A 12,867-nucleotide genomic window follows, 5' to 3' on the forward strand; every position below is an offset into this window, starting at 1 on the left:
GGTAACCACCCTACAAAATCGCCTACAAGACACTGAAAATAAACAAAAAACATATATATAATTAAATGAATAAAAAACATTTACTTAAACAACGAAAACTATAAAAACTACAACAATCTGTAAAAAAGTTTCATTTTTGAGCGATAGATGAATGAACACACCTCATTTTACGTGCTACTGAGAGTATATCGACTCTCACTTTTACCACCAGCTAGGAGCACTAATTTTATTAAAAATGTGCAGATGTTAACAGTTGAGCAAAAAACAACACCACTCACATACATTAGAAAAACAATTGTAAAACGTTTTCTTCATTGAATTAGTTTTTCTCAGCAATAAAACCCCAATCGCTTTAGTTTTTTTCATTCGTGCTATCCTTTGCTTTCGCTTACATTAGCCACGTAATATTTCATCGAAATGATCCATTAGAGATAAATGCCATGCAAACCTTTGAGTTAGCCATTTTCCTGCAGTTTTTCTTAGGCCTTGTAGCCGCTGTGAACCCCGTGGGGATTATGCCAATATTTGTCTCTCTCACTGGGCATATGACGCAAGAAGAGAAACACAAAACGGCGGCTACAGCGAATATTGCTGTGGCAATAATTTTGATTACCGCACTGCTTGCTGGGCAGATGTTACTGGATATGTTTAGTATCTCTTTAGATTCGTTTCGAGTAGCTGGTGGCCTATTGCTGCTGAGCATCGCGTTTTCGATGATGAGCGGTAAATTGGGTGAAGATAAACAAAACAAACAAGAGAAATCTGAATACATTAGCCGTGAACAAATTGGGGTTGTGCCACTCGCTATGCCTTTAATGGCAGGACCGGGTGCCATCAGTTCAACCATAGTGTATGGCTCTCGCTACCCAAGCATGTTCGATACCGTGGGCATTATAATCACTGTGGTGTTATTTAGTTTAAGCTCTTGGCTGCTGTTTCGCTCAGCGCCCTATATTGTCCGCTTCTTAGGTCAAACGGGTATCAACGTGATTACGCGGATCATGGGTTTGATACTCGGCGCACTCGGTATTGAGTTTATTGCCAATGGGCTCAGAAATTTATTTCCTGGCCTTGCATAACCGCGGTTAACATCGTCACTGTGACTACAGACAAAAAGCATAAAAACATAAAAAAAGGGGCGCTTTGCATAAAGCGCCCCTTTTGTATTTTTACTCAGGTAGTTTTAAACCGAGATCCATCTTTACTGTTTTTCAGCCAGAATGATCCGCAAAGTACGCCGAAGCGGCTCAGCAGCTCCCCACAATAATTGGTCACCCACCGTAAACGCATTTAAGAAATCATCACCCATAGACATTTTACGCAAACGTCCTACGGGAACTGACAAGGTGCCAGTGACTTTGGCAGGGCTCAATTCACGTGCGGTAATATCGCGCTCGTTTGGAATAACTTTCACCCAATCATTGTGCGTAGCGATCATCTCTTCGATTTCATCAAGCGGAACATTTTTCTTCAGCTTGATGGTTAATGCTTGTGAGTGGCAGCGCATTGCGCCAATACGAACACAGGTTCCATCAATCGGGATCGGTGACGATTGAAGTCCCAGAATTTTATTAGCTTCAACGCCCGCTTTCCACTCTTCTTTGCTTTGACCATTGTCGCGTTTGACGTCAATCCAAGGGATTAATGAACCCGCTAGTGGTGCACCAAACTGCTCGGTAGGAAAAGAAGGTGATCGCATGGTTTCAGCCACTTTTCTGTCGATGTCAAGAATTGAGCTCGATGGATTAGCCAATTCAGAGCTCACCACATCGTTAATTACTCCCATTTGCGAGATCAACTCGCGCATATTTTGAGCGCCAGCACCCGAAGCTGCTTGGTAGGTCATTGCGCTCATCCACTCGACCAAACCTTTCTCATAAAGGCCGCCTAATGCCATAAGCATTAAACTGACTGTGCAGTTACCGCCCACAAAGGTATTGGTTCCTGAATGGATGCCGTGCTGAATTTGTGTCAAGTTGACCGGATCTAAAGTGATGATTGATTGTTTATCCATCCGTAAGGTAGATGCAGCATCAATCCAGTAACCTTTCCAACCCGCTTGACGCAGCGCTGGGTACACTTTTTCAGTGTAGCTACCACCTTGACAGGTGATGATGGCATCTAATTGTTTGAGGCTATCAATATCGTAAGCATCTTGCAGTAACCCTGTATGATGATTGCCTTTCTTAGAAGGCACCGTTGGGGCAGGAATACCAATTTGAGATGTGCTAAAGAAAACCGGTTCGATCAAGTCAAAGTCATTTTCTTCAACCATACGCTGCATCAGTACAGAACCGACCATACCACGCCAACCCACTAAACCTACTCTCATCGCGCTCACTCTCCATGTATCTAAAATGAAAATTTATTGCTTCATCTATAAGTGGTTCAGCATAAAATCTCAAGACTTTCTTAGTAAAAGTGGTAACTTTTTCTTTCTGCGTAGCCAGTTTTGTAAAAAACACATTTAAGCCTAAAAATCACTCAACCGCACTATGATTCAGCATTCAATAATCAACGAAACGCTAAATAATCACGTTCTTGTTACACAAAAAGCCCACACTACAAAACATTTATAACCATTAAATTTAACTATTATCAACATTTAACATCGAAGATTAACCACTTGAACGACATAAATCACATCCGAGGTGTTTGATGTCGATATATTATGCTAACTATTGTAAAGTGCGATCGAACTCAATAAGGGCACCGTTCTGTCCTTAGATCATAAATCTGACAAGAGGCTCTTTTATGACGCAAGCCCCTCAACGCCTACCTAGCTTAATTCAAGTAATTATTGCTCTAGGCTTGTTTTTGTTACTCGCGTTTTCGTTTACAGCTCAACTCGATCTCCCTATCCAACTAGCCTTATACATTGGCTGGTTCATCATTATTGTGCTCGGTGTTCGTTTAGGTCACCAATATAAAGAATTAGAAAAAGCAGCACTGAATGGTATTTCTAATGGTTTAGGTGCCGTGTTGATACTTTTAGCTGTTGGCGCATTAGTTGGTACTTGGATCTCCGGCGGGATCGTGCCGACCATCATTTACTACGGTCTTCAAGCAATCCATCCTTCTATTTTCCTTCTTGCAACGATGATCATCTGTTCTCTCACCGCTTTAGCAACTGGAACCTCATGGGGTGCAGCTGGTACCGCGGGGATTGCCATGATGGGGATTGGTCAGGGTCTTGGCGTTCCAGCACCAATCACCGCTGGCGCAGTACTTTCAGGTTGTTACTTTGGTGACAAAATGTCGCCATTATCTGATTCCGTTATTCTGGCGTCTTCGATGTCTAACGTTGAAGTGATGGAGCACATTAAAGGTATGCTGCCGATAGCGCTTATCAGCTACGTGATCACGGGTATCATGTTTACCTTATTTGGTTTCCACTATGCGGGTAACGTAGACATGTCTCAAGTACAAAGCGTGATTGAGGCGATGGAACAGCAGTTTTACATTACCCCATACTCTTTTGTGCCAGTGCTGATTGTACTCGGCTTGCTTGCGATGAGAATGCCTTCGTTTCCTGTAATTAGCTTTGGTTCATTGCTGGGCATCATTTGGGCTGTGATGATCCAAGACGTAGACTTCTTGCAAGCTTTCAATACCGCATGGGCACCTTACAATATTGAATCTGGCGTTGGCTTCATTGACTCAATCTTAAACCGAGGCGGCATGTCCTCTATGCTTGGTTCTGTAGCCGTGATTGTCTTTGGTCTCGGGTTTGGTGGATTGCTAGATAAAGTGGGTGTGCTTGAAACCATCGCAAAACTGTTTGAGCGCCGCGTGACAAGCGCAGGTTCACTGGCAACCAGTACTATTGGTACTGCATTTATGGGCAACGTTTTTGGCTCAGCCATGTATGTTTCACTCATCCTGACCCCTAAAATCTGTGCCAAGAACTATGACCGTTTAGGCTATCAGCGTAAGAACCTATCACGTAACGCTGAATTTGGTGGCACGCTCACCTCCGGTATGGTGCCATGGAGCGATAATGGCATCTACATGGCGAGCATTCTAGGCGTTGCAACGCTCTCATATGCCCCCTTTATGTGGCTAAGCTTTGTCTGTATTTTGGTGACCATTTTTACCTCTTACATGGGTTGGTTTGTTGATAAATGTGAACCTACTGCACCAGCAGACAGTGCTGAACAAGCACCGGTTCTCAACCAACAGTCAGCCTAGCAGGGTATTGCAAAAGTCATTGAACTAAAAAACCAGTAAAAAAGAGCTCAACTGAGCTCTTTTTTTACTACAAGCAGAATCACCATTTAAAGCTGACACGATAGAACTGGCTTATCGTTTTCTTTGATCAAGGTAGTGTTGCGCACTGGCTATAGCGGCCGCTAATTGCGTCGTTAATAACCCCAGTTGACTCTCCGTAGGTCGTTGCTTCTGACTAAGTCGCAGCTCTATTTCTGACGCTATCTGCTTGAGAGAACGGCAACCAAGATTGCCCGCGACGCCTTTCAGGCTATGTGCTCGACGTTGAGCAGCCTCCAAATCAGAATGCACCAATCTTTTCAATTCAGTGGCATCATGCTGATGATCTTGTATAAATACGCTCAACAGTAGAGTGACAGACTCAACATCGCCATTGAGAGTTATGAGCATGGATTCAATATCGATGGCCAAATCATCAGAAAGATCCGATGTTTCCACCTGTGGTTCTTCTGTAGACAAAACACGACTGGGATTTATCTCAGATGACGCATCCTCTTTCGCAGCACTGGGAACTTTATTAACATGAGAACGAGTTAAAACTGATGACCGAAACATCAACCAACCCAGCAATAGCATAACACCACCACTTAACCCCGTGACAAGATAAGCATAGATGTTTAAAAGACGATGGTATTGGTTTTCAACATGGATAAGCTGATTGTAAATAGAGTGATTGATTAAATTGTCGACCAAACGTGCACCTTGGGCGTATTGATTCAGTAAATCAGACGCTTGTGTTAATGTCTGCTCTAACTCTTTTTTCTGAATGGCTGGTAAAGATTGCCCATCCACATAGAGTTTATCTAATGCTCGATAGATCCCCGGATTTTGCTCAGTGTCACTGAACATCGCTTCAAATACATAAGCGCCTAACACCACATACATTTGCTTGAGTTGTTCTGAATTAGTGGGATTATCGCGCAGCACTTGTAGGCGTTCAACCAAGGGTTGAATATTAAGCTCAATCGACAAATACGATTTGGTCAGTGTGATATAGCGATCAGTCACATGAAGCAATTGCTGAATATCTGGTCGCCATGAAAAATCTCGGTACTCAACTTCCAGTTGTAGCCTAAGTGAATAGAGTAGCTGTACATTCAGCGCGATATCATTCGCTCGCGTCGAACGATAAGGCTCTTTAAAATAGAGTGAACTTTTAAGTTCTTCAACACTGTAATGTAACTCTTTCACCGCATGCATGGCTTGGTAGCTTAAATGGCTTTGCCAAAACACAAGACCAACGGAGATTAACCAACCAAACAGAATCACTCCATACGATCTCACGCTGAATCGTTTTGATTTCTTTTGCCCAAACACTGTGATTACCAATTTGTACTTGTAATTAATACAAGCATAAACCTAAAGTTTGGACCGTGCTGAGTTGTACATCGGGAGAAAAGACAAAAAAGAGAGCCATATCAAGCTCTCTTAGTGGTAAACGATTAACGCTGGCGCGTTAACTGTTCTCTTAAATTCGGTGGCGTGCCTTTGATGGTTAACGTGTCGCTTTCAGGATCATAAAAAATACGCTCTCCCAATAACAAGCTATCAAAGCTCACATTCAAACCGCCCCCTGCACCGACAAACTTGGTCAGTTTACGCACGGTAGAACGATCACCAGGAAAGCTCTCTTCCAGTTCATAGCCATGTGCCTGCGTATATTCGAAAAAACCCGTGCCGTCTTGGCTAGCAGGTAATTCACCAGACAACTCACGAATATGAACCTCTTCACCGGCTTTAATTTGCTCATTGCAGTAATCGTAAACCTGCTTCTTGTAACCGATCGCTTCATCTTTTTCTAGCTTAGAATCCGTGCAAAAATCCTGTACCGCTTGCATCAGTACTTGATTTTGCACTTTGGTATCTAACCCGACATCGGCTTGCAGAAAATCAAGAAAGAAATCCGACACTTTTCGACCAACGCGACCTTTGATATAGGCAAGGTAGCGGTTTGAGTTTTTGTCCGTTTCAAAACTTGAGAGGTCAAGACGCGCCGCGATATCCATTTTGTTGATATCAAGATAATCTGTCGCGCTAATGTCGAGCCCCTCTGTTACTTTCAAACTTTGGTTGAGAGGTAAAAGCCCAATAAATAGGTAATCGGTAGCTAGTGACTGATATTCGGCCATCACTAAGATCCCTTCATCAGCAAACGGATACTTTGATAATTCATCTTTCAGCCGTTGAGCACTGATTTGTGAAAAATCGTAAAAATCACGCTCACCTTGACGAAGTTCTTGCAACCAAGTTTGAAAATCACTGTCCGACTTAAACGAACCAAAACCTTTGCTCGCTTTCGAATTAAACACGCGATGCAACTCAGCCACTAAATTTTCGGCAGACGTATCATTATCTAAAGATTGAGAGCGGTATTTAACCACCAACTCATCTTGCTCGTTTTTGCTTAATTGGTGCAAAATCACGTTGGAAAGGTGAAGACTCATAGTGAAATTATCATCGTTCTGGTTTCAGTTGTAAGGCATTGTAGGTTATCATAAGCCGCTTTTACTATCATCATTAGAGTCTTTATGCCTATTACATCTAAATACAGCGACGAAAGAATTGAAAATATCCTGACAGAAGTTGCTGCCATCCTCGCTAAACATAGTGCTTCCCCTGAGCTTACTCTCATGATTGCGGGAAACATTGCAACGAATGTCTTAAACCAAAACGTTGCCGCTTCACAGCGTAAGGCGATTGCGGAAAAATTTGCTCAGGCATTGATGTCGTCTTTAGAAACTACTACTCACTAATAGAATGCATAGATAGAAAATCACATGGCAGATAGCGAAAATACATACGGTGAACGCGTATCACGGTTGGTTGGTTGGGGGCATTGGTTTGCTTTCTTCAATATCATTGCAGCAATGCTTATTGGTACTCGATATATCGTACAATCACCATGGCCTGAAACCTTGTTGGGGCAGTTTTATTTAGCTGTGTCTTGGGTCGGCCATTTTGGATTTTTGGTCTTTGCACTCTATCTGCTGGTTTTATTCCCTCTGACATTCATCATTCCGTCGCGCAAACTATTTCGCTTCGTGGCGGTCTGTTTTGCAACGTTAGGACTCACACTCTTATTAATCGATACCCAAGCTTATCAAGCAATCAACCTGCACTTAACACCGATTGTATGGGAACTGCTTTTTAGCGATGAGACCAGCGCTATCACCGCCGACTTACAGCATCTGTTTGTGGTCATGCCGCTCATTTTCCTCTTACAACTTGGGCTTTCGGAGTGGGTTTGGCGTAAGCAGCGAAAACTATCGCATAAACACGTTGGCCGGCCCATCGCGGCGGTATTTTTCATTAGTTTTATTACCAGCCACCTTATTTACGTTTGGTCTGATGCGTATTTAGAAACATCAGTGACCAGCCAAAAATCAAACTTCCCGCTCTCCTATCCAATGACGGCAAAATCGTTCATGGAAAAACACGGTCTATTTGATCGTGATGTGTACTTAAAGCGTTTGAAGGATAATGAAGAGAACCTTAACATTGTTCGTTATCCTCTTGAGCCTCTTCAATTTGGCCGCAGAGCAAATAATCTCAATATTTTGCTAGTGAGTGTCAATAATTTAAGAAGTGATGTGCTGACAGCTGAAATCATGCCCAACACTTACCAATTTGCGACAGAAAATTTGAAGTTTAATAATCATTACAGCTCGAGTAATGACATGTTTGGGATCTTTGGCTTATTTTATGGATTGCCAAGCAGTTATGCCAACGCCATTCGTTCACAAGGTACCCCTCCGATACTGATAGATGTATTGAAAAAACAGAATTATCAGTTTGGCCTCTTTAGTGGCGATAATTTTGACGACACCTTATACGAAGAGACGATTTTCCGCACTTTAACGGTCTCTAAAGCTCCTTTTGATCAAGAATCGAGCACAGATAACCAAACTATACAACGCTGGCATAAATGGGTATCCGAGCAAACCGAACAACCCTGGTTCAGCTATTTGGAGTTGACGACCGTTGACAACTTTAATGACTTTGACCATCGGTCAAGTAAAGGTAGTGCCAGCGATCGCCTGCGTGCTGGTTACAATAACTCGGTCAATGCAGCCGACCAAGAAATAGGCCTGCTGCTCACTAAGATTGACGAATTACAATTGCAAGACAATACGCTGATTGTGATCACCTCAAATCATGGCGCGGAGTTTAACGAGACAAAAACCAACAGCTGGGGTGCTAACAGCAATTACAGCCGATACCAGTTACAAGTGCCGATGATCATCCATTGGCCTGGAAAAATGGCAGGGGAATACTCACACCGTTCAAGTCACTTAGATTTCTCAGTCACGCTTTTACAGGATCTGTTAGGTGCTTCATCCAACCCTATTGAATTTAGCAGTGGTAGAAACTTGTTTGATGAAAACAAAAGGAAGTGGATTTTAGCCGGTGATGCCCGTGAATTAGCTTTGATTACCGATACCCAAACGACTCTCATTGATAAATTTGGCAACTTCAAGCTGTTTGATGAAAACTATCAACGTCAGAAAGACTCTAGCCCAGCGTTACCTGTACTGATGCAAGGCTTAACTGAATTGCAGAGATTTTACGCCAAAGATAATTAAATCAGGTCGTTAGCAAGATTATCTCTTGACGCTAAAGGGATAAATGATTAGATTACGCCAATCGGACTGTAGCGCAGCTTGGTAGCGCACCGTCATGGGGTGTCGGGGGTCGGAGGTTCAAATCCTCTCAGTCCGACCATACACCTAAAAAAAGAGAGCTTCGGCTCTCTTTTTTGCTTCAGTATCTGATTTTTTAGTCTGTTTGAACTAACAGTGGCGCAACTTTGGTTGGATGAATGACAACGGCAATAGATTTTGATGTCGGGGTATCACTAAAGTCGCCTTTACTGCTCAATGGAATGAGTGCATTTGCCTCAGGGAAATAGGCCGCTACATTCCCTCGAGGAATTACATAGGCGACCACTTTGAAGCCCAAAATTTCACGTTTAATACCATCATCCCACAGTGTCTCAATATCGACTCGTTCACCCGCTTTTAATTGCAGCTGCTCAATATCTTTTTCATTCATGAAGATGACATTACGTTCGCCAAATACACCTCGGTAACGATCATCCAAACCGTAAACCGTGGTGTTGTACTGATCGTGCGAACGCATCGTCTGCAACACAAAAATCGGTTTCTTGGTCATCTGCTGAGTTTTGAGCGGAACGATAGATTCAGGAAGTGCATTGCTGCTTATCTGCGCTTTTCCTGTGGGCGTTTTCCAATTAAATTCACGCGCTGAATTACCAAGATAAAAACCGCCAGGCCCTTTGAGCCGCTGATTAAAATTGGCAAATCCTGGGATAATCTTTTCAATCAAATCTCGAATGTTATCGTAATTATCGGCCATGGATTGCCAATCGATTGGATTTCCCTCCCCTAAGGTCGCTTTTGCCATTCCTGCGATAATGGCAGGCTCTGAGCGCATCATCTCTCCTGTAACATCAATTCGCCCAGAAGAGGCATGAACCATGGAGAATGAGTCTTCAACGGTAATTTTCTGTGGCCCCTGAGCCTGAATATCAATATCTGTCCGACCTAAACAAGGCAGGATCAACGCATCCTTGCCCGGGTTGACATGACTCCGATTCAGTTTAGTCGCAATGTTTACGGTCAAATTACAGTTTTTCATTGCTTGTGCGACACGCTCGGTATCGGGCGCAGCAGCAACGAGGTTTCCTCCTAAACCGATAAAGACTCTACTTTCACCCCGTAGCATCGCCTCAATAGCATTAACTACGTTATGGCCATGCGCTTTTGGTGGCGTAAAGCCCAGTACTTTTTCAATATTGTCGAGTAGAAATGCAGGCGGTTTTTCATTAATTCCAACCGTGCGGTCACCTTGCACATTTGAGTGGCCACGGACAGGACATACCCCAGAACCATCCTTACCAATTTGACCAAACAGTAATTGTAGATTGACCAACTCTTGTATGGTTGCCACCGAATGCTTATGCTGAGTCACCCCCATTGCCCAAGTTACGATCACGCGTTTAGCGCCTTGGTAAATATCTGCCACCAGCTCTAGCTCTTGTTGCGTGAGCCCTGATTGTTCAATAACACTTGACCACGACGTAGCCTGTACCATGGCTAAATAAGACTCCATCCCTTCGGTATGCTGGGCAATGAAATTAAGGTCGAATATCGATTCACCACGGGTCTGTGCTTGCTGATGACGAGCCAGAAGAATTTTCACCAAGCCACGAACCGCCGCCATGTCTCCGCCTAATTTAGGAGTGAAATAATGGCTAGTGGTCGGTGTTGAACCATTGCTTAACATTTCAAAAGGATTTTGCGGGTTAGTAAAACGCTCCAATCCTCGCTCTTTTAAATTATTAAACGCAACAACCCGAGCGCCACGCTTATAGGCTGACGCCAGTGTTTCCAACATACGAGGGTGATTCGTTCCTGGGTTTTGTCCAAATAAAAGAATCGCATCGGATTCTTCAAAATCCTCAATAGTCACAGTTCCCTTACCAATGCCAATCGAGCGAACCAAGGCGACGCTCGTAGCTTCATGGCACATGTTTGAGCAATCAGGAAAATTATTGGTACCAAACCGGCGCGCAAACAACTGGTATAGAAATGCAGCTTCATTACTCGCGCGGCCTGATGTATAAAATTCCGCCTGATTTGGACTAGCGAGTTGATTGAGGTGTTGTGCAACCAGTGCAAACGCCTCATCCCAGCTGATTGGCTCATAGTGATCCGTTTGAGCGTTATAGCGCATTGGTTCCGCTAAACGCCCTTGAGATTCGAGAAAATAGTCACTCTGCTTATTGAGCCAAGTGACCGAATATTGCTTAAAGAAATCCGCCCCAACGCGTCGAGAAGTGGCTTCCCAGTTGACGGCCTTAGCGCCATTTTCGCAAAAACGAAAACGCCCTGGGACATGTTTTTCACCCCAAGCACAGCCCGGACAGTCAAAACCATGGTCTTGGTTGGTTTTTAAAAGATTGGAAATATTTTTGGCAACATTATGACTTTTCAATAGATGATGCGCGGTGCTTTTTAGCGCTCCCCAACCACCAGCCGAACCGGTATATTGTTTAATACTCATATTCTTCTTCTCACTCTTTCACTGACTGCAAACGTGCATGACCATGGTATATATTGAACTGATTTTTTTTGATAAAACCAATCAGTGTCATATCGAACTGACGCGCCATATCGAGCGCTAAACGTGATGGCGCACCAACAGCCACCACCACTGAAATGCCAGCAATAGCCGCTTTTTGCATTAACTCAAAACTCACTCGGCCGCTAAGAATCAATACCCCTTGCGGGTGCCAACGTTGCTCACTCAAAATTCGACCAATCAACTTATCCACTGCATTATGGCGGCCCACATCTTCCGCAACGGCAATCAACTCGCCATTCACGAAGTAACCCGCACCATGCACCGCCCCCGTTTTTGCAAACAGTGGTTGATGAACAAGAAGCAGATTAGGAAGCGCAATAACAACATCAGAAGAGAGCCATTTCGGGCTATTATCAACACGAATTTCTCGCCTCAAACTCAAGGCTCGGATGGATGTCATACCGCAAATGCCACAGCTCGACTGGCTCATATAACGACGGGCCTGATGCTGAATCACATCAGTGTATGGATGATTGAGCGTGACCAACCAGTGATTCTGGCCATGGCGTGATTCGTCGTCAACCAATTCCATATTGAGTATATGGTCATATGAATCGATCACTTGCTGCGTGTAAAGTAAGCCACCGATGAGATGAGCATCGTCACCAGGCGTTCGCATTGTCATGCTCCACTCTTCGATATGCAGCTTGTTAGTAACCGTATCATTCCATTGCAAACTGATTTGTAAAGGCTCTTCAATAGCAAGAATATCATATTCATTTTGAAACCCTATTTTGGAATCAAAACGTTGGCGATAAATGCGTTCAGTCCCCTCAGGTTGAGCATCATGAGGGTCATTGGTTGTCGTTTCTTCTAGCATGGTTCTTTTTATTGACTGATTTCAATCATCAGCATAGGTGAGTGCAAGATAAACTCCTGCAAACACTCTGTACTTAATGATTGGAAATGGAAGCAGTGCCTTAAACACAGGAAGCTGCAAATTACTCCTCACCTTGCGCAGGGTCAAGAAAGCCATCTTTTGGCTATGGTTCAGGTTTAGTACCATTTCCCTGCCAGTTTTAGCTTGTTACCCGTCATTCCCAGAGGTTCAAGCATTATATGAACATAAAAGCATAAAAAAGAAATAACATTCCATTTATGAAACTCCGGTAGCCTGATACTACAAGAGAGCATCAGGCAAACATCGTAAGAATTCACCGTTAAGCCAGCAACCAAATAAAAAATGCGCCATAACGAAGCACGCATTAATGTACATTTTTTCTCCAACAAGGCGCTAAGAATCAAGCCATTAGTGGAAAATTATCGTCAATTGTATACAAAACCAGCAAACGATCAGCTCAAGACTTTACAAAGTAAAATTGCCTCGCTATTATGCGCACCACACGGAGAGATGGCTGAGTGGTTTAAAGCACCGGTCTTGAAAACCGGCGATGGTTAATAGCTATCCTAGGGTTCAAATCCCTATCTCTCCGCCACTTTTAAGAAAAGCCGCTGTTTTTACAGCGGCTT

9 protein-coding genes and 2 tRNA genes are annotated in these 12,867 nt (G+C 43.5%); 6 read left to right on the forward strand and 5 right to left on the reverse strand.

The features are described from left to right. Nucleotides 1–440 precede the first annotated feature (440 nt). On the forward strand, nucleotides 441–1,079 hold the full coding sequence (locus AACT18_RS16335) for a YchE family NAAT transporter (RefSeq protein ID WP_010318853.1): 639 nt from the start codon (nucleotides 441–443) through the stop codon (nucleotides 1,077–1,079). A gap of 122 nt (nucleotides 1,080–1,201) precedes the next feature. Here the strand turns inward: AACT18_RS16335 and asd are convergent, their stop codons facing one another. Next, entirely contained in the window at nucleotides 1,202–2,332 is a 1,131-nt protein-coding gene (gene asd / locus AACT18_RS16340; RefSeq protein ID WP_094125891.1) for an aspartate-semialdehyde dehydrogenase, read from the reverse strand. 422 nt (nucleotides 2,333–2,754) lie between these two features. Between asd and nhaC the strand changes: the two genes are divergently transcribed. After that, on the forward strand, nucleotides 2,755–4,191 hold the full coding sequence (gene nhaC, locus AACT18_RS16345) for a Na+/H+ antiporter NhaC (RefSeq protein WP_017048541.1): 1,437 nt from the start codon (nucleotides 2,755–2,757) through the stop codon (nucleotides 4,189–4,191). A gap of 111 nt (nucleotides 4,192–4,302) precedes the next feature. Here nhaC and AACT18_RS16350 read toward each other — a convergent pair whose 3' ends face one another. Together AACT18_RS16350 and yejK are read right to left on the reverse strand one after the other, a co-directional pair. Beyond that, nucleotides 4,303–5,499 carry an Hpt domain-containing protein gene (locus AACT18_RS16350; protein WP_094125012.1) on the reverse strand — a complete coding sequence of 399 codons (1,197 nt, stop codon included), beginning with the start codon at nucleotides 5,497–5,499 and terminating at the stop codon, nucleotides 4,303–4,305. A 173-nt stretch (nucleotides 5,500–5,672) separates the two neighbouring features. Next, entirely contained in the window at nucleotides 5,673–6,674 is a 1,002-nt protein-coding gene (yejK, locus tag AACT18_RS16355; protein WP_017042553.1) for a nucleoid-associated protein YejK, read from the reverse strand. Nucleotides 6,675–6,758: 84 nt separating this feature from the next. Between yejK and AACT18_RS16360 the strand changes: the two genes are divergently transcribed. From AACT18_RS16360 to AACT18_RS16370, 3 genes are all read left to right on the forward strand, one after another. After that, entirely contained in the window at nucleotides 6,759–6,983 is a 225-nt protein-coding gene (locus AACT18_RS16360) for a YejL family protein (protein WP_013856392.1), read from the forward strand. Between the two features lie 24 nt (nucleotides 6,984–7,007). Then, nucleotides 7,008–8,813 (forward strand): DUF3413 domain-containing protein, encoded by a 1,806-nt coding sequence (locus tag AACT18_RS16365; protein ID WP_094125013.1) that lies wholly within the window; start codon nucleotides 7,008–7,010, stop codon nucleotides 8,811–8,813. A gap of 62 nt (nucleotides 8,814–8,875) precedes the next feature. Beyond that, nucleotides 8,876–8,952: transfer RNA gene (locus AACT18_RS16370), tRNA-Pro, on the forward strand. Between the two features lie 54 nt (nucleotides 8,953–9,006). On the opposite strand, the gene AACT18_RS16375 is transcribed toward AACT18_RS16370, so the two are convergent. Beyond that, nucleotides 9,007–11,316 (reverse strand): FdhF/YdeP family oxidoreductase, encoded by a 2,310-nt coding sequence (locus tag AACT18_RS16375; protein WP_094143474.1) that lies wholly within the window; start codon nucleotides 11,314–11,316, stop codon nucleotides 9,007–9,009. A gap of 10 nt (nucleotides 11,317–11,326) precedes the next feature. After that, a complete protein-coding gene (locus tag AACT18_RS16380) occupies nucleotides 11,327–12,217 on the reverse strand; it encodes a formate dehydrogenase accessory sulfurtransferase FdhD (protein WP_094125417.1) in 891 nt (296 codons plus the stop codon). Between the two features lie 525 nt (nucleotides 12,218–12,742). Here AACT18_RS16380 and AACT18_RS16385 point away from each other — a divergent pair. Further along, nucleotides 12,743–12,833: transfer RNA gene (locus tag AACT18_RS16385), tRNA-Ser, on the forward strand. Nucleotides 12,834–12,867: the final 34 nt, after the last annotated feature.

It is taken from the genome of Vibrio sp. V04_P4A5T148 (assembly GCF_963875605.1).
Classification (GTDB): domain Bacteria; phylum Pseudomonadota; class Gammaproteobacteria; order Enterobacterales; family Vibrionaceae; genus Vibrio; species Vibrio anguillarum.

What these genes read in the sequence shown, in the direction of transcription:
- AACT18_RS16335 (WP_010318853.1), top strand. Translation starts at nt 441, where the DNA reads ATGCAAACCTTTGAGTTAGCCATTTTCCTGCAGTTTTTCTTAGGCCTT.
- asd (WP_094125891.1), bottom strand. Translation starts at nt 2,332, where the DNA reads ATGAGAGTAGGTTTAGTGGGTTGGCGTGGTATGGTCGGTTCTGTACTG.
- nhaC (WP_017048541.1), top strand. Translation starts at nt 2,755, where the DNA reads ATGACGCAAGCCCCTCAACGCCTACCTAGCTTAATTCAAGTAATTATT.
- yejK (WP_017042553.1), bottom strand. Translation starts at nt 6,674, where the DNA reads ATGAGTCTTCACCTTTCCAACGTGATTTTGCACCAATTAAGCAAAAAC.
- AACT18_RS16360 (WP_013856392.1), top strand. Translation starts at nt 6,759, where the DNA reads ATGCCTATTACATCTAAATACAGCGACGAAAGAATTGAAAATATCCTG.
- AACT18_RS16365 (WP_094125013.1), top strand. Translation starts at nt 7,008, where the DNA reads ATGGCAGATAGCGAAAATACATACGGTGAACGCGTATCACGGTTGGTT.
- AACT18_RS16375 (WP_094143474.1), bottom strand. Translation starts at nt 11,316, where the DNA reads ATGAGTATTAAACAATATACCGGTTCGGCTGGTGGTTGGGGAGCGCTA.
- AACT18_RS16380 (WP_094125417.1), bottom strand. Translation starts at nt 12,217, where the DNA reads ATGCTAGAAGAAACGACAACCAATGACCCTCATGATGCTCAACCTGAG.